General features: G+C 72.5%; 20 protein-coding genes. 9 read left to right on the top strand and 11 right to left on the bottom strand.

What is annotated here, in order from left to right:
- Positions 1 to 3 precede the first annotated feature (3 nt).
- The 4 genes from C2865_RS33305 to C2865_RS33320 all read right to left on the bottom strand — a co-directional run bounded on the left by C2865_RS33305 (position 4) and on the right by C2865_RS33320 (position 3,666).
- Complete coding sequence (locus C2865_RS33305; RefSeq protein ID WP_106402621.1) at positions 4 to 291, bottom strand: hypothetical protein; 288 nt, start codon at positions 289 to 291, stop codon at positions 4 to 6.
- Positions 288 to 1,346: a class I SAM-dependent methyltransferase gene (locus tag C2865_RS33310; RefSeq protein ID WP_106402622.1), complete on the bottom strand. Its 1,059-nt coding sequence runs from the start codon at positions 1,344 to 1,346 to the stop codon at positions 288 to 290. The genes C2865_RS33305 and C2865_RS33310 overlap by 4 nt, the downstream gene beginning before the upstream one ends.
- Positions 1,347 to 1,381: 35 nt before the next feature.
- Positions 1,382 to 2,632: an FAD-dependent oxidoreductase gene (locus tag C2865_RS33315; protein WP_106402623.1), complete on the bottom strand. Its 1,251-nt coding sequence runs from the start codon at positions 2,630 to 2,632 to the stop codon at positions 1,382 to 1,384.
- Between the two features lie 221 nt (positions 2,633 to 2,853).
- Complete coding sequence (locus tag C2865_RS33320) at positions 2,854 to 3,666, bottom strand: IclR family transcriptional regulator (RefSeq protein ID WP_106402624.1); 813 nt, start codon at positions 3,664 to 3,666, stop codon at positions 2,854 to 2,856.
- A 137-nt stretch (positions 3,667 to 3,803) separates the two neighbouring features.
- Between C2865_RS33320 and C2865_RS33325 the strand changes: the two genes are divergently transcribed.
- The 5 genes from C2865_RS33325 to C2865_RS33345 are packed head-to-tail and all read left to right on the top strand — an operon-like array spanning position 3,804 to position 8,072.
- Positions 3,804 to 4,097: a Dabb family protein gene (locus C2865_RS33325; RefSeq protein ID WP_106402625.1), complete on the top strand. Its 294-nt coding sequence runs from the start codon at positions 3,804 to 3,806 to the stop codon at positions 4,095 to 4,097.
- A complete protein-coding gene (locus C2865_RS33330; protein WP_106402626.1) occupies positions 4,090 to 4,746 on the top strand; it encodes an isochorismatase family protein in 657 nt (218 codons plus the stop codon). The genes C2865_RS33325 and C2865_RS33330 overlap by 8 nt, the downstream gene beginning before the upstream one ends.
- Entirely contained in the window at positions 4,743 to 5,630 is an 888-nt protein-coding gene (locus tag C2865_RS33335; RefSeq protein ID WP_157964008.1) for an isocitrate lyase/PEP mutase family protein, read from the top strand. The genes C2865_RS33330 and C2865_RS33335 overlap by 4 nt, the downstream gene beginning before the upstream one ends.
- On the top strand, positions 5,627 to 6,370 hold the full coding sequence (locus C2865_RS33340) for a maleate cis-trans isomerase family protein (protein WP_106402628.1): 744 nt from the start codon (positions 5,627 to 5,629) through the stop codon (positions 6,368 to 6,370). The genes C2865_RS33335 and C2865_RS33340 overlap by 4 nt, the downstream gene beginning before the upstream one ends.
- A 13-nt stretch (positions 6,371 to 6,383) precedes the next feature.
- On the top strand, positions 6,384 to 8,072 hold the full coding sequence (locus C2865_RS33345) for a carbon-nitrogen hydrolase family protein (protein ID WP_106402629.1): 1,689 nt from the start codon (positions 6,384 to 6,386) through the stop codon (positions 8,070 to 8,072).
- A gap of 60 nt (positions 8,073 to 8,132) precedes the next feature.
- On the opposite strand, the gene C2865_RS33350 is transcribed toward C2865_RS33345, so the two are convergent.
- Positions 8,133 to 9,155 carry a LacI family DNA-binding transcriptional regulator gene (locus tag C2865_RS33350; protein ID WP_198653779.1) on the bottom strand — a complete coding sequence of 341 codons (1,023 nt, stop codon included), beginning with the start codon at positions 9,153 to 9,155 and terminating at the stop codon, positions 8,133 to 8,135.
- 143 nt (positions 9,156 to 9,298) lie between these two features.
- Between C2865_RS33350 and C2865_RS33355 the strand changes: the two genes are divergently transcribed.
- The 4 genes from C2865_RS33355 to C2865_RS33370 are packed head-to-tail and all read left to right on the top strand — an operon-like array spanning position 9,299 to position 14,716.
- Positions 9,299 to 10,597, top strand: coding sequence for an extracellular solute-binding protein (locus tag C2865_RS33355; protein ID WP_106402631.1), 1,299 nt, complete (start codon positions 9,299 to 9,301; stop codon positions 10,595 to 10,597).
- Between the two features lie 11 nt (positions 10,598 to 10,608).
- Positions 10,609 to 11,538 carry a carbohydrate ABC transporter permease gene (locus tag C2865_RS33360; RefSeq protein WP_106402632.1) on the top strand — a complete coding sequence of 310 codons (930 nt, stop codon included), beginning with the start codon at positions 10,609 to 10,611 and terminating at the stop codon, positions 11,536 to 11,538.
- Positions 11,538 to 12,356, top strand: a complete 819-nt coding sequence (locus C2865_RS33365; RefSeq protein WP_198653780.1) for a carbohydrate ABC transporter permease — start codon at positions 11,538 to 11,540, stop codon at positions 12,354 to 12,356. The genes C2865_RS33360 and C2865_RS33365 overlap by 1 nt, the downstream gene beginning before the upstream one ends.
- A gap of 8 nt (positions 12,357 to 12,364) precedes the next feature.
- Positions 12,365 to 14,716: a beta-xylosidase/alpha-l-arabinosidase gene (locus tag C2865_RS33370; RefSeq protein WP_106402634.1), complete on the top strand. Its 2,352-nt coding sequence runs from the start codon at positions 12,365 to 12,367 to the stop codon at positions 14,714 to 14,716.
- A gap of 87 nt (positions 14,717 to 14,803) precedes the next feature.
- Here C2865_RS33370 and C2865_RS33375 read toward each other — a convergent pair whose 3' ends face one another.
- The 6 genes from C2865_RS33375 to fdxA are packed head-to-tail and all read right to left on the bottom strand — an operon-like array spanning position 14,804 to position 20,387.
- Positions 14,804 to 15,316: a DoxX family protein gene (locus C2865_RS33375; protein ID WP_106402635.1), complete on the bottom strand. Its 513-nt coding sequence runs from the start codon at positions 15,314 to 15,316 to the stop codon at positions 14,804 to 14,806.
- Positions 15,317 to 15,323: 7 nt separating this feature from the next.
- Positions 15,324 to 16,526: an NAD(P)/FAD-dependent oxidoreductase gene (locus C2865_RS33380; RefSeq protein ID WP_106402636.1), complete on the bottom strand. Its 1,203-nt coding sequence runs from the start codon at positions 16,524 to 16,526 to the stop codon at positions 15,324 to 15,326.
- A gap of 2 nt (positions 16,527 to 16,528) precedes the next feature.
- Positions 16,529 to 16,831 carry a hypothetical protein gene (locus tag C2865_RS33385; RefSeq protein ID WP_106402637.1) on the bottom strand — a complete coding sequence of 101 codons (303 nt, stop codon included), beginning with the start codon at positions 16,829 to 16,831 and terminating at the stop codon, positions 16,529 to 16,531.
- A gap of 28 nt (positions 16,832 to 16,859) precedes the next feature.
- Positions 16,860 to 18,341 (bottom strand): NAD-dependent succinate-semialdehyde dehydrogenase, encoded by a 1,482-nt coding sequence (locus C2865_RS33390; RefSeq protein ID WP_198653781.1) that lies wholly within the window; start codon positions 18,339 to 18,341, stop codon positions 16,860 to 16,862.
- 46 nt (positions 18,342 to 18,387) lie between these two features.
- Positions 18,388 to 20,061 (bottom strand): thiolase C-terminal domain-containing protein, encoded by a 1,674-nt coding sequence (locus tag C2865_RS33395; protein ID WP_106402639.1) that lies wholly within the window; start codon positions 20,059 to 20,061, stop codon positions 18,388 to 18,390.
- Positions 20,058 to 20,387, bottom strand: coding sequence for a ferredoxin (gene fdxA, locus C2865_RS33400; protein ID WP_106402640.1), 330 nt, complete (start codon positions 20,385 to 20,387; stop codon positions 20,058 to 20,060). The genes C2865_RS33395 and fdxA overlap by 4 nt, the downstream gene beginning before the upstream one ends.
- Positions 20,388 to 20,423: the final 36 nt, after the last annotated feature.

The following is a 20,423-nucleotide window of genomic DNA, read 5'->3' on the forward strand; positions in this document are numbered from 1 at the left end:
TCCTTATGCGTCGAGGGCCGCGACTGCGGCCTTCACCCGGGTGTCGGAGTCGAGGACCGCCCCGAACACGCGGCCCACGAGGGCCTCGCGCTCCCGGCGCAGTCGGGCCAGCAGTTCTTCGGACGGCCGCAGTTCGTCCACGGCGGCGGGGTCGAGGCAGCCCCGTTCGGCCAGCAGGTGCTCCAGCACCAGCGTGCGGTCCTTGAGGATCCACAGCTCGGAGGTCAGCTCGGCGACCATGCGGGCCAGGTCGTCCAGCCGGGCCGAACCGAGGTAGGTCTGGTCGCTCACAGGTTCCCCTCCTTGCGTCCGCGGACGATCCACGGGTAGTCGCCCCTGTTCAGGCCGTAGGCCTTGACGTCGGTGAAGCCCGCCTCCTCCATCAGGGACGGCAGGTCGAGCTGCAGGTAGGAGCGCATGAACGGCTCGCCCCGGTGCTCGGTCTCCCAGTCCAGGACCACCGACCGGAAGGCGCCGTTGCGCTCGAAGGGCGCGATGTCGCCCATCACCAGGTCGCCCCCGGGCTCCAGCACCCGGAACATCTCCCGGAGGATCTCCTTCGTCGCCGTCGGCGGAGTCTCGTGGAAGAGAGTGAAGATCGACACCAGGCCGACCGAGGCGTCCGGCAGGCCGGTCCGCTCGGCCGGCGCCTGCAGGAGCGTCCAGTCGTACCCTTCGTGCACCGCGCGGGCGCGGGCGTAGCGCAGCTGGGTCTCCGACAGTTCGATCCCGATGGTCTCGCTGCCGGGGAACACCGCGGACAGCGCGGTCAGCATGCGCCCGTTGCCGCAGCCGACCTCCAGGACGGTGCGGTAGTCACGGCGCGGCGCCTCCATCGCCACCTGGGTGCGCTGGTCCATGAGGTTCTCGCCGGTGCGGACCGCGCCGACGCCGCCGGGCATGAGCACGTAGCGGTAGCCCAGGTCGTGGATGACCACGCCCATCAGGTCGTGGCCGTCCCAGCCGCCGGTCGTCAGGTGGAACCCGGCGTGGAAGTAGGCGGGCACGTCGGCGGCGGGATTCAAGGTCAGCGAGCCGGGGGCGTCCTCGGGGACGTCCAGCCACTCCTCGATCGCCGCGCGGGACTCCTCGGCCGCCGGGATGGCGCGGACGTAGATCTCCTCGGCCACGTAGCGGGTGAAGAGGCGGTCGAAGAGCCAGGGGCCGTGGTCGCCCAGCCTCTCGTTCACCGAGCGGCGCCGGTCGGCCAGTTCCGCGGGGGGCTCGGTCTCCAGCTGCGCGTACCGCTCGGCGGCGGCGGCCTGGAGCACTCCCCCGGCGTAGCCCTGGAGCGCGCCGAGGAAATCGAGTCCCGCACGGGACCTCTGCTTCACGGGGACGTCCAAGGGAACCTCCTTCTCACAATGTGGAAATAAAGGAATCAAGCAGGAATGTGGGTGTCCCGGGAGACACGGGAGGCGAGCATCGAGGAGCGCAGCAGGTGCGCCCGCGCCAGTTCCGGGTCCGCCGCCGTACGGCGCATGTGCTCGTTCCGGCGCCGCCGCTCGGCGGGGTCCTCCTCGCGGAGCATGTCCCGGTTCTCGTGGGTGACGACCCGCACGTAGTCGTGCGCGACGGACCTGCGCGCCTCTTCGTAGGCGTCGAGCGGCGCGGTGTCCCCGGCCTCCGCGACCAGGATCGCCTCGGCCGCCATGGCGGCGTCGTGGATCCCGCTGTTCATGCCCATGCCGCCGAGCGGGTTGTTGAGGTGGGCGGCGTCGCCCGCCAGCAGCACCCTGCCCACGCGGAACCGCTCGGCGACCCGCTGGTGCACCCGGTAGATGCGGGAGTGCACCACGTCGTAGCCCTCGGGGCAGGGGGCGATGGCCTGGAGGCGCTGTTGGATCGTTCCGACATCGAGCGCGTCGGCGGCGTCCTGCTCGCCCGGCGGGATCGGGAAGAGCGCCCGCCAGTGCAGCGGGGTGCGCAGCAGCACCAGCCACTCGCGCGGGTCGGAGATGTAGTTGACCGAGGCGAGACCGGGGATGAGCTCGGCGAAGTCGACGTTGGTGGAGACCACGAGGAACTGCTCGGGGTAGGTGATGCCGGGGAAGCCGATGTCCAGCGCGTGCCGGATCGGGCTGTGCGCGCCGTCGGCGGCGATCACCCAGCGGGCCCGGTACCCGACCGCCGGGGCGTCGGGGTCGGCCGACCCGGCGACCCGGACGACGGCCTCCTCGCCGTCGGTCTCGGCCGAGCGGACGTGGGCGTTCTCGAACAGCAGGACGTTCGGCATTTCGGCGAGCCGGTCGCGGATGATGCGGACCAGGTTCTGCTGCTCGCTCTGCAACCGGTACGGGAAGGGGGTGTCGCCGGCGATCTCGGCCAGGTCGAAGTGGGCGATCAGCCCCTCGGCGCGGTCCCGGTACTGGTAGGTGTCCGACACCAGGCCGACCTCGTGCAGCGGGGCGGAGACGCCCAGACCGTCCAGGATCTCCAGGGTCGGCGGGTGGAACGTCGAGGCCCGCGACTCGCCCAGGACGCCGTCCCCGGCCAGGCCCGCCTCGAAGACGGCGACCCGGAGCCCGCCGAGGGCGAGCTTGAGCGCCGCGGTGGCGCCCACGGGACCGAGACCCACGACGACGACGTCGCAGTCCTCCGGCGGCCGGGAAACGTGGAAACCGAGAAGCACGGAACCTCCATCTACTGACAGCTCTCACACTGCGGTAACCATGCACTCGAGATGCGGGAACGCTAGCTAGCAGAAGACGGCAAGTCAATGCTTTCCGGACAAGGATTAACCTGCCGATAACACAAGGAGGTCGGCGGAGAGCAGCCGAAACACCGGCGCAACACGGCGCCGGTGCGGGGAAACGGAGGTTCCGCCGCGCGGAAACGCGCGGGGGAAGCGGCTCAGCCGCGGTGCGCGCGGTCCACGAGGAGCTTGGAGATGTCCGCCGCGCCGGAGACCACCAGGTCGATGATCCGGGCGCGGTCGGCGTGCTGCAGCCGGAAGAGGGGGCCGGCCACCCCGAGCGCGCCGACCACCTCGGCGCCGTCCCTGATCACGGCCGAGGCGCCCCAGATGCCCTCGTCCACCTCGCCGAAGCTCTCCAGCCAGCCCAGCCTGGCCACGGTGTCCACGTCGGCCCTGATCTGCTCGCGCTCAGGCTGGGCGATCTGGGTCATCGCCGCCAGGTAGCGCTCGCGCTCGGCCGCCTTCATGGAGGCCAGCAGCACCCGGGAGGCCGAGCCCTGGTGCAGGATCATCGGCTGGCCCTTGTCGAACTGCAGCCGCACCGGGTGCGAGGACTCGACGCGGTCCACGCAGATGGCGCTCCAGCCCACCCGCTTGATCAGGAGGGTGGTCTCACCGCCGGCCTCGGCCACCGCGCGCAGCACCGGCTGGGCCAATACCTCCAGGGAGTCGCCGGCCTCCCGCGCGGCGCCGGCCAGGCTGACGAACCGCCAGCTCAGCCGGTACTCCCCCGGCCTGGCCTCCTCGACCAGGCCCTCCTCGCGCAGGACCGACAGGTAGCGGTAGACCGAGCTGATCGGCATGTCCAGCTCGGCGGCCAGCTCGGCGGCGGAGCGGGTGTGCCGCTGCGGGCTGAAGGCCAGCAGCAGGTGCAGCACCTTGCGCGAGCTCTCCGCGCCGCTGCGCCGGGAGGAGCGGCCCTGCCCCGGCACTGCGGGGGATGCGTCCGCGACGGCTTCCTCGGACACACCGCCTCCTTCGGTCCGGCGACCCCGCTTGACCTTGGCCGGGGTCGGGATCTAGCTTGTCTCACATAACAATAAACACTCTCTCACACTGCGGGAACTGGGCACCTTATTGCGACCCGAGTCCCGGAGGAACCGCCATGATGCGGCACATCGTCCTGTTGCAGTGGACCGAGACGGCCACCGATCAGCAGAAGCGAGAGGCGGAGACAGCTTTCCACAACTTGGCAGCCAGGATTCCTGAGATCCTGGACATTTTTTGCGGGGCCGACCTCGGGCTCACCGGCGGCGCGCACGACTTCGCCGCCGTGCTCACCTTCGCGGACGTCGAAGGCTGGCGCGCCTACCAGGAGCACGAGGCGCACAAGGCGCTGGTCGCCGACCACCTGAAGCCGATCCTCGCCGGCCGCTCCGTCATCCAGTTCGATGCCTGACCGGGCCGGACAGGCCCCCGCCCTCGACGAGCTCGCCGACGACTACCGGCGGGCGGGATTCGGCGGAAGCCTCGATCCGGGCAGGCGGCCCGCGCTGGTCGTCGTCGACCTCGTCCGCGCCTACGTCGATCCGGAGTCGCCGCTGTACGCCGGGGCCGAGCGGGCCGTGGAGCAGTCCGCGCTGCTGGTCCGCCACGCCCGCGCGCTCGGGCACCCGGTCGTCTTCACCTATGTGGAGTACGCGCCCGGCGGCGCCGACGGCGGCCTCTTCTACCGCAAGGTGCCCGCGCTCCGGCTGTTCGAGCGCGGATCGCCCTGGGGGGAGCCGCCCGAGGAGCTGGTGCCCGGCCCCGGCGACCTGGTGGTCGTCAAGAAGTACCCGTCGGCGTTCTTCGGCACCGGCCTGGCCTCCACGCTGACCGCGCTGGGCGTCGACTCGGTGGTCGTCACCGGGACGAGCACCAGCGGCTGCGTCCGCGCCACCGCGCTCGACGCGCTGTGCCACGGGTTCCGGCCGGTCGTGGTGTCCGACGCCGTCGCCGACCGCGACCCCCGGCCGCACGAGGCGGCGCTGTTCGACCTGGCCGCCAAGTACGCCGACGTCCAGGAGGCTGCCAAGGTACTGGAGTCATGGAAGGAAACGACATGACCCCTCTGAACGTCCACCCCGCCGACCGGCTGCGCGCCCGGCTCGCCGCCGGAACCCCGCTCCTGGCCGCCGGCTGCCACGACGCGCTCTCCGCCCGGCTCGCCACGCAGGCCGGATTCGAGGCGATCCACCTGTCGGGCGCGCTGGTCAGCGCCGTCACCTTCGGCCTGCCCGACCTGGGCTACGTCGGCGCGAGCGACATGGTCGACGCGCTGCGCCGGGTCTCCGCGGGCACCGACCTGCCGGTCATCGCCGACGCCGACACCGGCTACGGCGACCCGCTCCAGGTGGCCGAGACCGTCCGCCGCTACGAGCGGGGCGGGGCCGCGGCCCTCCACCTGGAGGACCAGGTCATGCCCAAGCGCTGCGGCCACATGGCGGGCGTGCGGCTGGCGGGCCTGGCCGAGACCGTGGCCCGGCTGCGCGCCGCGGCCGACGCGCGGGAGCGGCTGGTGCTCATCGCCCGCACGGACGCCCTGAACGCCGAGGGCGAGGACGAGGCGCTGCGCCGGGTCGAGGCGTTCGCCGCGGCCGGCGCCGACGCGGTCTTCGTCGAGGGCGCCCGGGACGCCGCCACCGTCCGCCGGGCGCACGAGGCCTCCGGCGGGCTGCCGGTCGTCGTGAACTTCTCCGCGGCCGGGCACTCGCCCGAGCCGATCGACGACCTGGCCGCGGCCGGAGCCCGCATCGCGCTCTTCCCGGTGGCCGCCGCGCTCGCCGGGGCCGCCGCGATGAGCGCGGCCTACCGCGAGATCCTCACCGTCCGCCGCGCCCCCGAGCCCCCGCTCAGCTGGGGGGACTTCACCACCGTCCTGGGACTGCCCGCCCTCGCCGAGCAAGAGGAGCGCTGGCGTCCCGCCGCCGACCCCGGGGAGACCCCGTGACCACCGTCCTGGCCGACCGCCACGCCTTCGGCGTGATCATTCCCTCCACCAACACCGCGGTGGAGGACGAGTACTACCGGTTCCGCGCACCCGGCGTGTCCTTCCACGCCGGACGCATCCTCATCCGCAACGCCGTCCTCGACTCCGACGAGGACATGGAGAACTTCCTGGAGGACCTGCGCGGCGAGATCGGCGCCGCGGTGGAGTCCGTCCTGACCTGCAGGCCCGACTCCCTCATCATGGGGATGAGCGCCGAGACGTTCTGGGGCGGCGCCGAGGGCAACGCCGAGTTCGAACGCTGGATCGGCGAGATGTCCGGCCTGGACGTCGTCACCGGCGCGTCCGCGACCCACGCGGCGCTGCAGCGGTTCGGCGTGCGCAGGATCGGCGTGATCACCCCCTACCAGCCCGTCGCCGACGAGCAGGTGCGCGCCTACTTCACCGAGCTCGGCTACGAGGTGCACGCCGTGCACGGCCTGAAGTGCGGCTCGGCGACCTCGATCGCCGAGGTGCCGCCGGAGGAGATCCGCGCCGCGTTCGCGAAGGTCGACGGGCCCGGTGTGGAGGCGCTCGTCCAGGCGGGCACCAACCTGCCGGTCATCGGCGTGGCCGCCGCGGTGGAGGAGGAGATCGGCAAGCCGGTCGTCCCGATCAACGCCGCGTCCCTCTGGCACGCCTACCGGACCCACGGCATCAAGGACCGCATCCCGGGCGCCGGCCGGCTGCTCGCGACGCTCTAGAAAGGAAGAAGAGATGGCGAAGGTACGGGTCGCAGCGGCCCAGTTCTTCTCCGGGCCGGACCCGCTGGCCAACCTGGAGCTGGCCGCCGGATACGTCCGCGACGCGGCGGCGCAGGGGGCCAGGCTGGTCGTCCTGCCCGAGAACGCCAACCGGGTGCGCGACTTCTCCTCCCGCGAGGAGTGCTGGGAGCACTCCGAGGACCTCGACGGCCCGTTCGTGACGGGCCTCGCCGGGCTCGCCGCGGAGCTCGGCGTGTACATCGCGGCGGGCGTCGACCTGCGCGGCGAGAGCTCGCCGACCGTGTACATCGGGTCCGTCCTGCTCGGGCCCGACGGCCGTGTCGTCGGCGTCCACCACAAGCACGTCCTGTGGGACTACGAGTACACGCTCTTCACGCCCGGCGACGAGCCCTACCGGGTGTACGACACCGAGCTCGGCCGGATCGGGCTGCTGCTGTGCGCCGACGGGATCGTCCCCGACACCCCGCGCGCGCTCGGCCTGCTCGGCGCGCAGATCCTGTGCAACTCCCTCAACTCCCGCGGCCCCGACGAGTACCGCGTGCACGTGCCGCTGCGCTCGATGGAGAACCGCGTGTGGCACGTCGCGGCCAACACCGTCGGCGGCCCCGAGCACGAGTGGCCGTGGATGGGCGGCAGCCAGATCGTCGCCCCCGACGGCACCCGCCTCGCCGACGCCGGTGAGGAGGAGCCGGGCCTGGCGATCGCCGACATCGAGCCGGAGCTGGCGGACGACAAGCACATGGCGGGTGTGGGCGACGTGTTCGCCTGGCGGCGTCCCGACCTGTACGGCGTGCTCACCCGCCCGCTCGAGGAGGTCCCGGCCGCGGCCATGTACGGGCCCGCCCCCGCGGACATGCCGCCGCGCCCGCTGCCCGTCGCGCTGCTGCAGGTCAGCTGGTCCCGCAACACCGAGTGGACGGTGCTGCGCGCGATCGGCCAGGTCACGTTCGCGGGCAGGCGCGGGGCGCGGCTCGGCGTGCTGCCCGAGCTGTTCTGCCTGCGGCCGGGCGAGGCCGCGCAGGACCCCGAACGTGCTGCGGGCCTGTCGCGCGACGTCCTGCAGCGGCTCTCCGCCTCCTGCGCGGAGGCGAAGTTGTGGCTGGCCGCCAACCTGGTGGAGGCCGAGGACGGGAAGTACTACTCGACCGTCTACCTGCTGGACGACACCGGCACCGTCGTGCACCGCTACCGCAAGACCCACCTGACCGACGAGGACCGCGCCTGGGCGACGCCCGGCTCGGACCTGTCGGTCGCCGACACCCCGATCGGCCGCATCGGCTTCATGGTCGGCGAGGAGGTCTGGGTGCCGGAGGTCGCGCGGGTCCTGGCCGTCGAGGGCGCCGAGCTGATCGTCCACCCGACGTCCTGGACGACGCCCGAGGCCATGCACGTCGCGGCCACCGAGCGCACCGAGGAGAACCGCGTCCACCTGGTCTCGGTGACCCGCCTGGACTGCCCCGCCGGCCTGGGCAGCCAGATCGTCCGCGCCGACGACTTCCAGCCCGGCCAGCCCATCGCCGTGATGCGCTACCCCACCGGCTACTGGACCCGTCCCGGCTTCGAGGAGCAGCTCCTGCTCGACCTCGACCTGCGCGAGTCCAACGACAAGATGATGGGGTACCACCTCGACCCCCTGGCCACCCGGGCGCCGCGGCTCTACGGCTCCTTCACCGCGACCTGACCGCGAGGCCCGACAACGTGTTCGCCCCGCTCCCTCTTTCGGGGCGGGGCGAACACGTCATCACACCCCTTCGGGCGGCGGGGCCGTGCTCTTGCGGACGACGAGGCTGGTGGACAGCTCCAGCCGGGTGGGCGGCCTCTCGCCGTCGCGCAGGCTCAGCAGCATCTGGGCGGCGGCCTCGGCCATCTCGCGCAGCGGCTGGTGGACGGTGGTGAGGGCGGGGCTGGCCCAGGGCGCCACCGCCACGTCGTCGTAGCCGACGACCGACAGGTCGTGCGGAACGCGCAGGCCGTGCACGCGCGCCGCCTCCAGGACGCCGAGGGCCTGCAGGTCGCTGCCCGCGAAGATCGCCGTCGGGCGGTCGGGGCGGCCGAGCATCTCCAGCGCGTGCCGGTAGCCGCCCTCGACGTGGAAGTCCCCGTAGGCCACCAGGCCAGGGTCCACCGCCAGGCCCGCCATGCCCATCGCGGACCGGAACCCGTCGAGCCTGGCCAGCGAGCACAACATGTCGTCGGGTCCGGTGATGATCGCGATCCGCCGGTGGCCGCACTCGATGAGGTGGCGGGTCGCGGCGACCCCGCCCGACCAGTTGGCCGACCCGACCGACGGCACGTCCGGCTCGGGGTCGCCCGCCGGGTCGATGATGACGAACGGGATGGACCGCGAGCGCAGCTGGTGCTTGAACTCCGGCGGGAGGCTGGAGAAGACCAGGACGACACCGAGGGGGCGGCGGCGCAGCACCCCGTCGAGCCATTCGGGTCCGGGCGCGTGCCGGGTGCCGCTCTCGGTGAGCACCACGCCGGCGGCGTGGGCCTTGGCGACGCCCTCCACGCCCCGGATCAGCTCCATCGCCCAGAGGCTGTCGAGCTCGTGGAAGACGAGCTCGATCAGCGGCGCCTCACCCGCCGATCCGGGTGTCCTGCGGTAGCCGTGGAGCTCCAGGAGGCGCTCGACCCTGGCCCGTGTCGGCCGTGCCACGTCCTGGCGGCCGTTGAGAACTTTCGAAACTGTCGAAACAGAGACTCCGGCTTCGTCCGCCACCTGGGCCAGGGTGACCCGGGCCGTTTCATCCTCCGCACGCATGGGCAGCAGCATAGGCCACCCCGCGCCGTCCAGCGTCTCTCTTCGGCCATGGCGCGGGGTTGACCGTGGAGGGAACGCGTTCTAGTGTCCCGGGTCACAAGGATGTTTCGGGGGAGCTTCCGAAACTTTTCGAAAGGTCTGCAATGAAGAGACGCACCTGGCTCACCCGGGCCGTCGCCGGTGGCACCGCCCTCGCCCTGAGCCTGGCCCTCACCGCCTGCGGCGGCGACTCCGGCGGCGAGGAGGGTGGGGAGATCCGCATCCTGGTGTACGGGGACACCGCCAACAAGGTCGAGACCAAGCTCGTCGAGACGTTCAACAGGACGTCCGACGTCAAGGCGGTCCTCGACACCATCCCGGGCGCGGACTACCAGGCGAAGCTCCAGACGGTGATCAGCTCCAAGCAGGCGCCCGACGTCTTCTTCAACTGGGGCGGCGGCAGCATCCAGCCGTTCGTGAAGGCGGACCTGCTCATGCCGCTCGACGACCTCATCGCCAAGGACCCCGCGCTGAAGTCCAGCTTCCTGCCCTCGGTGTTCGACACCGCGGTCGTCGACGGCAAGCCGTACGGCGTCCCGATGCGCGGCACCCAGCCCGTCCTGCTGTTCCACAACAAGAAGGTCCTCGCCGACGCGGGCGTCTCCGCGCCGACGACCTGGGACGAACTGCTCGACGCGGTCGCGAAGCTCAAGGCGAAGGGGATCACGCCCATCGCACTCGGCGGCGGCGACAAGTGGCCCACCCAGATGTGGTTCCAGTACGTCTACGACCGCGTCGCCGGACCCGACCTGTTCAAGCGGGCGGTCGGCGGCGACACCGCCGCGTGGGAGGAGCCCGACAGCCGCAAGGCCCTCGAGACGCTGCGGCAGCTGATCGACGCCGGGGCCTTCGGCACCAACTTCGACTCGGTGAAGTTCACCGACGACGGCTCCCCCGCCCTCCTCGCGCGGAGCAAGGCCGGCTTCGAGCTGATGGGCTCCTGGGCCTACTCCACCCACCAGAGCCTCGACCCCGAGTTCGCCGAGAAGGACCTCGGCTACAGCGCCTTCCCCGCCATCCCCGGCGGCAAGGGCGACCCGGCCAACATCGTCGGCAACACCAACAACTTCTACTCGGTGCTGAAGGCCACGAAGCACCCCGAGGCCGTCGCGGAGTTCCTGAAGCTCCAGTACTCCGACGAGTTCGTCAAGGAGCACCTGGCCATCGGCAACCTCCCCACCACCACGAACACGCCGCAGTTCCTCGACACCTCGGCCAGCCCCGAGTACGCGAAGTTCCAGTTCGGCCTGGTGGAGAAGGCCCCCGCCTTCCAGCTCTCCTGGGACCAGGCGTACCCGCCCGCGGCGACGACCCCGCTGCACCGGGCCGTCCAGGGGTTCTTCAACGGGAGCATCGACGCCGACGGGTTCATCAAGGCCATGCAGGCCCTGCCCAAGCCCTGACGGGACCGTCCATGACCTCTCTCACCGCGGCCTCCGCGGGCAGGCTCCGGGCCGCTCGGCGGCCCGGAGCCGCCTCCTCCCGCCCGGGGTTCCTCTGGGCGCTGCCCGCCACCGTCTTCTTCGCCCTGTTCGCCCTCGTCCCGCTCGTCCTCGTCGCCGTCCTGTCCTTCACCGAGTGGAACGGCCTGGGCGATCCGGTCTTCGTCGGCATGGACAACTGGTCGGCGCTGCTGGACGACCCCGTCATGCTCAAGAGCGTGTGGCTGAGCCTGCTGCTCACCGCGCTCGGCGTCGCGTTCCAGACGCCGTTCAGCATCCTGCTGGGCGTGTGGGCCGCGGGGAAGCAGCGCAACCGCGCCGTGCTTTCGGCGATCTACTTCATCCCGCTGCTGCTGTCGGCCACCGCCATCTCGGTGTTGTGGCGGTCGCTGCTCGACCCGAACTTCGGCGTCCCCGCCGAGGCCGAGTGGCTGTTCGGTGACGGCAACCTCTTCGGCTCGCAGAGCGGGGCGCTCGCCGTCCTCGTCTTCGTCGGGGTCTGGCAGTTCACGCCGTTCCACACGCTGATCTACCAGGGGGCGGCGCGCGCCATCCCGCAGGTGCTCTACCAGGCGGCGGAGATCGACGGGGCGGGGCGGGTGCGCAGGTTCCTGCACATCACCCTGCCGCAGCTGCGCAACGCCATCGTCACCTCGGTGATCCTCATGGTCGTCGGCGGGCTGACGACCTTCGACATCGTGCTCATCCTCACCCAGGGCGGGCCGGGCACCGACACCACGATCACCGCCTACTACATGTACGACAAGGCGTTCAAGGGCTTCCAGTTCGGCGCCGCCTCGGCCGTCTCGCTGGTGCTCGTCGTGACCGCCACGCTCATCTCCCTCCTGGTCGTACGGCTGTCCGGCTACGACCGGATGCGCGGAAGCACGGAGGGCCTGTGATGCGCGGACGCCCCAACCTCCTCGCCGGATTCGGCTCGCTCGTCTGGCTCGCCATCGTCGGGCTGCCGCTGTACGTGATGCTCGCGGCGTCGCTGCAGAGCCGCACGGACTACGCGTCCGGCGGGCCGCTCAGCATCCCGGACCGGCTGACGCCGCAGAACTACCTCGACATGTTCAGCGGCGGGTTCGGCCGGTACTTCCTCAACACCGCCATCGTCACCGTCGCCGTCGTCGCCATCGTGCTGCTGGTCGTGCCGCCCCTGGCGTACGCGATCGTCCGCAGCCGGGGCCGCGCCACGACGGCGGTCTTCCGGATCTTCCTGCTGGGGCTGGCCGTCCCTGCGCAGGCCGTCATCGTGCCGATGTTCTACGTCATCAGCGAGGTCGGCCTGTACGACGACCTCATCGGCGTGATCCTGCCGACGGCGGCGTTCTCGCTGCCGGTGTGCACGCTGGTCCTCACCGGCGTCATGCGGGAGATCCACGGCGAGCTGTACGAGGCGATGGCGATCGACGGCGCCTCGGCCGGGCGCATGTTCTTCCGGCTGGTGCTGCCGCTGTCCAAGGGCGGCCTGTCGACCATCACGGTCTTCTCCGCCCTCCAGGCGTGGAACGGGTTCCTGTTCCCGCTGGTCCTCACCCAGTCGGCCGAGAGCAAGCTGATCACCCTCGGCCTCTACGACTTCCGGACCCAGCACGGCGTCAACGTCCCCGGCCTGCTCGCCGCGGTCGTGCTGTCCATGCTGCCCATCCTCATCGTCTACCTGTTCGCCCGGCGGGCCCTCATCCAGGGCCTCATGGGCGTCGGGGGGAAGTAGACCCACGTATGGAAACCGAAGTGGCCGTCCCCGTCTGGCGGGACACCGCGCTGCCCCCGAGCGAGCGCGCCGCCGCGCTGCTCGCCGAGCTCACCCTCCCCGAGAAGGTCGCCCAGCTGTTCGGCGTCTGGGTCGGGGCGTCCGACGAGGGCGGCGAGGTGGCCCCCTACCAGCACGAGATGGAGGAGCCCCCCGACCTGGCGGAGCTGCTCCCGGACGGGCTCGGGCAGCTGACCCGCCCGTTCGGGACCGCGCCCGTCGACCCGGCGCTCGGCGCGCTGTCCCTGCTGCGCACCCAGCGCCGGATCACGGCGGCCGGCCGGTTCGGCGTCCCCGCCATGGCGCACGAGGAGTGCCTCGCCGGGTTCGCGGCCTGGCGGGCCACCGCCTACCCGGTGCCGCTGTCGTGGGGAGCCTCGTTCGACCCGGATCTGGTGCGGCGGATGGCCGGGCGGATCGGCCGCGACCTGCGCTCGGTCGGCGTCCACCAGGGGCTCGCCCCGGTCCTGGACGTCACCCGCGACGGGCGCTGGGGGCGGGTGGAGGAGACCGTCGGCGAGGACCCCTACCTCGTGGGGACCGTCGGCACCGCGTACGTGCGGGGACTGGAGGACGCCGGGGTCGTCGCCACGCTGAAGCACCTCGCGGGATATTCGGCGTCGCGGGCCGGCCGCAACCTCGCGCCCGTCGGCATGGGAGCGCGCGAGCTGGCGGACGTGATCCTGCCGCCGTTCGAGATGGCCGTCCGCGAGAGCGGCGTCCGATCGGTCATGCACTCCTACACCGACCTCGACGGGGTGCCGTCCGCGGCCGACGCGGAGCTGCTCACCGGGCTGCTGCGCGACACCTGGGGGTTCTCCGGCACCGTCGTCTCGGACTACTTCGGCATCGCGTTCCTCAGGACGCTGCACGGGATCGCCGGGAGCTGGGGCGAGGCGGCGGGTGCCGCGCTGGCGGCGGGCGTCGACGTCGAGCTGCCCACGGTGAAGACCTTCGGCGGGCCGCTGCTGGAGGAGGTGGCCGCCGGGCGCGTCCCGGAGGAGCTGATCGACCGGGCCGCGCTGCGCGTCCTCACCCAGAAGGCCGAGCTGGGGCTGCTGGACCCGGACTGGGATCCCGTTCCGCCGGTGCTCGCCGGAGCCGACCTGGACGATCCGGAATCGCTGCGTGGAACGGTCGAACTCGACGGCCCGGAGAACCGGGCGCTCGCGCGGGAGCTCGCGGAGCGGGCCGTGGTGCTGCTGCGCAACGACGGTGTGCTGCCGCTCTCGAAGCCCCGGCGGATCGCCCTGATCGGGCCGAACGCCGACGAATCCACGGCCGTGCTGGGGTGCTACTCGTTCCCCCGGCATGTGGGGGTCCACCACCCGGAGATCCCGGTGGGCATCGGGCTGCCGACCCTGCGGGAAGCGCTCGCCGCGGAGTTCCCGGGGAGCGAGCTGGTCCACTCCCCCGGCTGCTCCGTGGACGGGCCCGAGATGGAGGGTTTCGCCGACGCGCTCGCCACCGCCCGGGACGCCGACGTGGTGGTCCTGGCGCTCGGCGACCGGGCCGGGCTGTTCGGGCGCGGCACCAGCGGCGAAGGGTGCGACGCGGAGTCGCTCGTCCTTCCCGGGGTGCAGCAGGAACTGCTGGACGCCCTGCTGGACACCGGGACGCCTGTCGTGGTCGTCCTGCTGGCGGGGCGGCCCTACACGCTCGGCCGGGCGGTCGGCGAGTCGGCGGCGATCGTCCAGTCGTTCTTCCCCGGCGAGGAGGGCACCGGGGCGATCGCGGGAGTGCTGAGCGGGCGCGTCAACCCGTCCGGGCGACTGCCGGTGAGCGTGCCGCGGCGGCCGAACGTCCAGCCGTCGACGTACCTGGCGGCGCGGCTCGGGCATGCCACCGACGTGTCGAACACGGACCCGACGCCCGCTTTCGGATTCGGGCACGGGCTGTCCTACACGAACTTCGAATGGTCGGACCTGGCCGTCGTCCAGGGCGAGACCGGCACGGACGGGGAGTTCCGGCTGGAGTTCACCGTCCGCAACACCGGCGGCCGGGACGGGGCCGAGGTCGTCCAGCTCTACCTGCACGACCCCGTGGCGTCGGTGGTGCAGCCGGTGCAGCGGCTGATCGGCTACCACCGGCTGCCGCTCGCGGCGGGCCAGGCCCGTCGCGTCGCCGTCACGGTGCCCGCCGACCTGGCGTCCTTCACCGGCCGCGACGGCACGCGCCGGGTCGAGCCGGGCGAGCTGGAGCTGCGGTTGAGCGCCTCCTGCACCGACCCGCGACTGACCGCCGCGGTGACGCTCACCGGCCCCGTGCGGCGGCTCGACCACACCCGCCGCCTGCACCCGGTGTTCACGCCCGCCGGGTGAAACGCGACCGCGGCGGGCGCGGCCTCCTTGCGAACCGCCTGTGCCCCAGCCCGTTCTCCGGGCCGGGGCACAGGTCCTCCGGTGAGGTCAGGCGTTCTCCTTCGCCTCGCGCTTCGGCCGCCAGAAGACGGCCAGGAGGAGAAGGCCGCCCACGCCGCCGAGCAGGGCGACGCCGAGGCCGGGCAGGCCGTCCAGGGTGATGCCCGCCGGGTGGTCGGCCGACCAGCGGCCGGGACCGAGGGCGGCGAGGGCGCACGCGGCCAGGATGATCATGAGGACGTACTCGTAGCCCTCGCCGGGGCGGAAGATGAAGAAGCCGTTCTTCAGGTGGTTGGCGACGAGCGCCACCACCATGGTCCCCACGACGGCCGCCGCGGCCAGGGCATTGAGCAGGCCGGCCAGGAGCAGGACGCCCGCGCCCAGTTCGGTGAGCGTGGCCAGCAGGGCGTGGAGGCGGCCGGGCCGGATGCCGATGGACTCGAACCAGCGGGCGGTGCCGGGAAGCTTTCCGCCGCCGAAGGCGTGGTTCCAGCCGTGGGCGATCATCGTGATGCCCAGGGAGAACCGCAGCACGGCGGCCGCGATGTCGATCTCGATCATCGATCTCTCACTTTCCGGCCTGTGCGAGCACCGAAGCGCGGTCCGCGCCGGAGGCGACCAGCGCGCGATAGCGGACGAACAGGGCGGGCGCGCCGAAGGAGGCGACGCCGGTCAGCGCGCCGCCGGTGAAGTAGCCGACGACCGTGCCCTTCACCGGGCCGCCGTCGAGCCCTTCGCCGTGCAGGGTGAGCACCTCGTCAGCCTCTCCCGTCCGGCCGACCGTCTGCACCTTCATGCCGAACTGGTCGGACCACACGTAGGCGGGCGGGGCGGCGGGCGTGTCCGCGCCGACGATGTCGCGGGCGACGGTCGCCGCCTGCTCGATCACGGCGGTCCAGTGCTCGTCGCGGCGGTGGGCTCCGCGGGACGCGTCCCACCAGGCCGCCGCGTCGCCCACGGCCCAGACCCGTTCGGCGCCCACGGCCCTGCCCCGCGCGTCGCAGGCGAGGCCGTCACCGGTGTTCAGCCCGGCGTCCTCCAGCCAGGTCAGGTCGGGGGTGGCTCCGACGCTCACCAGGACGGCGTCGGCCGTGCGCCGGGACCCGTCGGACAGCTCCACCGTGCGCGCGTCGGCGAACCGCGACAGCGCGGCACCGCAGACCAGCTCCACGCCCGCCTCGGTGAACAGGCGTGCCGCGAGGGCTCCCGCCTTCGCGCCGAGCGCGCGTTCGCACGGCACCGCGCCCGCTTCCAGGGCGGTCACCGCGACACCGCGTTCGGCGGCGGCGCAGGCGACCTCGGCGCCGATGAACCCGGCTCCGACGACGAGGAGCGAACGCGCCGAGTCGAGCACGCCGCGCAGCGCGAGCGCGTCGTCGAGGGTCCGCAGCGTGTACACGCCGTCGGGCTGGCCGGGCAGTTTCCGCGCGACGACGCCGGTCGCGATGACCACGGCGTCCCCGCTGACGGAGCCGCCGCCGGCCAGCTCGACGGTCGTGCCGCGCAGCGCGACGGCCCGCGCGCCCAGCCGCACCGCGACGTCCAGTTCGGCCAGTGCCGGGCCGTCGCGCAACACGGCGCGCTCGGGCTCCCACTGGCCCTTGAGGATCTGCTTGGACAGGGGCGGCCGGTCGTAGGGCGGGTGCGGCTCGGCTCCGACCAGCGTGATCCGCCCGGAGTACCCCTCCGCGCGCAGCCGCTCGATCGTCCTGACACCGCCCAGGCCCGCCCCGACGACGACCACGTGTCCGGGCTCGAACTTCTCCGTCATCGTCAGTCCGAGGCCGGTAGCGGCTTGGCGGACTTCTGCTCGACATCGGTGCCGTCGACGGCGACGGCGTACTCGCCGCCCTGCACGCACAGCAGCTCCACGTCGACGCCTTCGACGGTGTAGCGCTTGCCCAGCAGGACGCCCGCGCCCGCCTCGGTCTGCGCCGGGACCTTCTCGGCCACCTGCTCCTCGGCCATCTCGAGGCCGCCGCAGGTGACGGCGAGGTCGTCTTGGGGGGCGCGGACGACGACCAGCGCGGTCGCGTCCACGGTGCTCCGGAGGGTTTGTCCCGCGCGCAGCTTCATCAGGTGCTCCTTACTCGTTACAGGGGGTTCAGCGGGTGACGGTGCCGACGAGCTTCACGTCGAGGTACTCGTCGATGCCCTGGGCGCCGCCCTCGCGGCCGAGGCCGCTGTCGCCCACGCCGCCGAACGGGGCGGCGGCTCCGGTCGGGTCGATGTCGTTGACACCGACGATGCCGAACCGCAGCGCCTCCGAGACGCGCTGGGCCCGGCCGAGGTCGTTGGTGTAGACGTAGGAGGCCAGTCCGTAGCCGGTGTCGTTGGCGCGCCGGATCGCCTCGTCCTCGTCGTCGAAGGCGATGACCGCCGCCACCGGGCCGAAGGTCTCCTCCCGGTAGATCCGCATCGACTCGTCCACGTCGGCGAGAACGGTGGGCGCGTAGAAGCGCCCGGAGTCCAGGCCGTCCCCGGTGAGGCGGCGGCCTCCGGCGAGCAGCCGCGCGCCCTTGGCGACGGCGTCCTCGACCTGCGCGGACACCTTGGCGACCGCGGCGTCGTCCACGAGCGGGCCGACCGCCACGCCGGGGCGGTCCCCCGGTCCGGCGACGAGCCTGCCGACCCGCGCGACGAGCTCGGCCGTGAACGGCTCGAGAACGGAGCGGTGGACGAAGATGCGGTTCGGGCTGATGCAGGCCTGCCCGGTGTTGAGGAACTTCACCAGCGCGGCGCCCTTGGCGGCGTGCACCGGGTCGGCGTCGGGGAACACCAGCATCGGCGCGTGCCCGCCGAGCTCCATCGACACCCGCTTCATCGTCGCCGCGGCGCGCGCGGCCAGCAGCTTGCCGACCTCAGTGGAGCCGGTGAACGTCAGCTTGCGCACCTCGGGCGCGTCGAGCAGCCGGTCGCCGACCGCTTCGGGAGTGCCGGTGGTCACCAGGTTGACGGCTCCGGCGGGCAGCCCGGCCTCGGCGAGGATCTCGAACACCGCGACGGCGCACAGCGGCGTCTGCTCCGCGGGCTTCAGCACGACGGTGCAGCCGGCGGCCAGCGCGGGGCCGACCTTCCGCGTGATCATCGAGACCGGGTAGTTCCACGGGGTGATCGCGGCGACCACCCCGACGGGCTGGCGCAGCACGGTGAGGCGCTGGTCGGCTCTGGCGGACGGGATCGAGCTCCCGTAGACGCGCTTGGCCTCCTCGGCGAACCATGACAGGAAACCGAGGGCGTAGCGGACCTCGTTGCGGGCCGCCTTCAGCGGCTTGCCCTGCTCCAGGGTCATCAGCGCCGCCAGTTCCTCGGCGCGCTCGGACATCAGCGCGTGGGCCTTCCACAGCACCTCGGCGCGCCGGTAGGCGGTCTCCCGGCTCCAGGAGGCGAAGGCCCCTGCCGCCGCGGCGATCGCGCGGTCGGTCTCGGCCGCCCCCGCGTCCGCGGCGGTGCCGATCACCCGGCCGGTGGCGGGGTCGGTGACCTCGAAGACCCGCCCGTCGTCGGCCGCCAGCCACTTCCCGTCGATGAACAGGGTCTCTCCGGTCCGCACGCGCCCTCCGATCGACATTTCTACATCCGTCATAGCGTCAATGATCCCTGAGAGTTCCGGACGAGGGAATCCCGGCCGCTCACGAGTCCGTCCTCAGCAGCATCACTCCGCTCGGCGTGAGGCCGCCGCTGCTCACCGCGGCCACCCGCGCGCCCGCCACCTGCCGCTCCCCCGCGTCGCCGCGCAGCTGCTCGATCGCCTCGTACAGGAGGCCCATGCCGTGGGTGCGGCCGTGGGAGAGCTGCCCGCCGTGGGTGTTCAGCGGCAGGACGCCGTCGCGGGCGATGTTCTTTCCGCCGTCCAGGAAGTCCTTGGCCTCACCGATGCCGCAGAAGCCCAGGGCCTCGATCCACGACAGGCAGTTGAAGGTGAAACCGTCGTACAGTTCGGCCACGTCCACGTCGGCGGGACGCAGGTCCGTCCGGGTCCACAGGTGCGCCGCCGAGCCCAGGACCTGGGGCTCGTGCGTCGAGGTGCTCTGGTCCCACTCCAGCCGCTCGATGATCTGGGTGCCGACCGCCTCGACCCGGACCGGGCGCACCCGCAGGTCGCCGGCCGTGTCCGCGGCGGAGACCACGACCGCGATGGAGCCGTCGCAGGGCACGTCGCAGTCGTAGAGGCCGAACGGCGTGGTGATCGGGCGGGCGCCCAGGTAGTCGTCCATCGTCATCGGGTCGCGGTAGATCGCGGACGGGTTCAGCGCCGCGTTCGCCCGCTGGTTCAGCGCGATCCAGCCGAGCGTCTCGCGGGTGGTGCCGTAACGGCGGAAGTGGCGCTGCGCCGACTGGGCCAGGGTGTGCGCGGCGGAGGTCGCCCCGAAGGGCGCGCCCCAGCCCATGCCCCCGGTGACGACGCGCCCGCCGCCCGACTTGAGGGCTCCCTGCTGCCGCAGGGTGTCGAAGGTCGACTGCCACACGGTCCGGAAGCACAGCACGTGCCGGGCCAGGCCCGCGGAGACCGCCTGCATCGCGGCGATCACCGAGCCTCCGGGCCCGAACGTCTCGCCTCCGCCGTTGTACCAGGTCGGGCGGATGCGCAGCGCGGCCTCCAGCGCCGTGACGCCGCCCTCCCCCATGCCGTGTTCGAGACCGCCCCCCGGGTAGGTGGACAGTCCGTCGATGTCGTCCAGCTCCAGGCCCGCGTCGGCCACCGCGGCCCGGCACGCCTCGACGGCCAGGGCGAGGGGGTCCGCCATGAGCCGCCGCCCGATCGCCGACCGCCCGATGCCGGACAGGACGGCGTCGTCCTCGAACCTCCGGCCGACCCGGACCGGCGGACGCACCAGGTCGCGCACCCGCTCGGCGGGCACCTCGTCCTCCGGCAGCGGGTCCGGCCGTTCGGGCTGCTCGCCCGCCGGGCGGAACAGCGGCAGCCAGACGTCCTCGACCTGCTCGAAGACCACCTCCATCCGCATGCCGAGGTCGAGGTCCTCCTCGGCGCAGTCCACCAGGCGCGTGGTGAGTTTGACCCGGGGATCCTCTTCGACCGCGACCTGGGCGACGATCACCGGCGAGGGGACCCCCGGGAGCTGGAACCGGTGGCTGACGGTGAACCCGAAGAGGATCCCGCGGCCCGAGACCTCCCGGATACCCGTCTCGGAGCCCCGGCAGGACGGGCACACCGGCTTCGGCGGGTGGATGAGGGCCGAGCACTCCCGGCACTCCTGCAGGCGGAGCCGGCCGTCGGCTCCGGAGCGCCAGTAGAACTCGGTCCAGGGGGTGACGAAGGGGAGCGGCCGTCCCTGCGCGCTCATCGGCCGGCCTCCCGCACGGGCAGCCGCACGACGTGCTCGTGGTCCGGCAGCACGCCGCCGTCCAGGCCCGACGCGCCGCCGGGCGCCCCCACCTCGGTGAAGACGTCCGCGTTGATCCGCGTGAAGCCGTCCCACTCCTCGGGGACGTCCTCCTCGTAGTAGATGGCCCCCACGGGGCACACCTGCTCGCACGCACCGCAGTCGACGCATTCGTCGGGCTGGATGTAGGCCATCCGCGTGCCCGGGTAGATGCAGTCGACCGGACAGGCGTCCACGCACGATCTGTCGAGGACGTCCACACAAGGCTCGGCCACCACGTAGGCCACCGCACACTCCCCTTCGTCTAAGGAACTACAAAGACC

This window comes from Actinocorallia populi, assembly GCF_002995495.1.
GTDB lineage: Bacteria > Actinomycetota > Actinomycetes > Streptosporangiales > Streptosporangiaceae > Actinocorallia > Actinocorallia populi.

Excerpts from the sequence above, each read along its gene's own strand:
- C2865_RS33335 (WP_157964008.1), top strand. The coding sequence starts at position 4,743 with ATGACCCCTCTGAACGTCCACCCCGCCGACCGGCTGCGCGCCCGGCTC.
- C2865_RS33385 (WP_106402637.1), bottom strand. The coding sequence starts at position 16,831 with ATGAAGCTGCGCGCGGGACAAACCCTCCGGAGCACCGTGGACGCGACC.
- C2865_RS33350 (WP_198653779.1), bottom strand. The coding sequence starts at position 9,155 with ATGCGTGCGGAGGATGAAACGGCCCGGGTCACCCTGGCCCAGGTGGCG.
- C2865_RS33330 (WP_106402626.1), top strand. The coding sequence starts at position 4,090 with ATGCCTGACCGGGCCGGACAGGCCCCCGCCCTCGACGAGCTCGCCGAC.
- C2865_RS33355 (WP_106402631.1), top strand. The coding sequence starts at position 9,299 with ATGAAGAGACGCACCTGGCTCACCCGGGCCGTCGCCGGTGGCACCGCC.
- C2865_RS33360 (WP_106402632.1), top strand. The coding sequence starts at position 10,609 with ATGACCTCTCTCACCGCGGCCTCCGCGGGCAGGCTCCGGGCCGCTCGG.
- C2865_RS33390 (WP_198653781.1), bottom strand. The coding sequence starts at position 18,341 with ATGACGGATGTAGAAATGTCGATCGGAGGGCGCGTGCGGACCGGAGAG.
- C2865_RS33345 (WP_106402629.1), top strand. The coding sequence starts at position 6,384 with ATGGCGAAGGTACGGGTCGCAGCGGCCCAGTTCTTCTCCGGGCCGGAC.
- C2865_RS33365 (WP_198653780.1), top strand. The coding sequence starts at position 11,538 with ATGCGCGGACGCCCCAACCTCCTCGCCGGATTCGGCTCGCTCGTCTGG.
- C2865_RS33370 (WP_106402634.1), top strand. The coding sequence starts at position 12,365 with ATGGAAACCGAAGTGGCCGTCCCCGTCTGGCGGGACACCGCGCTGCCC.
- C2865_RS33325 (WP_106402625.1), top strand. The coding sequence starts at position 3,804 with ATGATGCGGCACATCGTCCTGTTGCAGTGGACCGAGACGGCCACCGAT.
- C2865_RS33380 (WP_106402636.1), bottom strand. The coding sequence starts at position 16,526 with ATGACGGAGAAGTTCGAGCCCGGACACGTGGTCGTCGTCGGGGCGGGC.
- C2865_RS33375 (WP_106402635.1), bottom strand. The coding sequence starts at position 15,316 with ATGATCGAGATCGACATCGCGGCCGCCGTGCTGCGGTTCTCCCTGGGC.
- C2865_RS33395 (WP_106402639.1), bottom strand. The coding sequence starts at position 20,061 with ATGAGCGCGCAGGGACGGCCGCTCCCCTTCGTCACCCCCTGGACCGAG.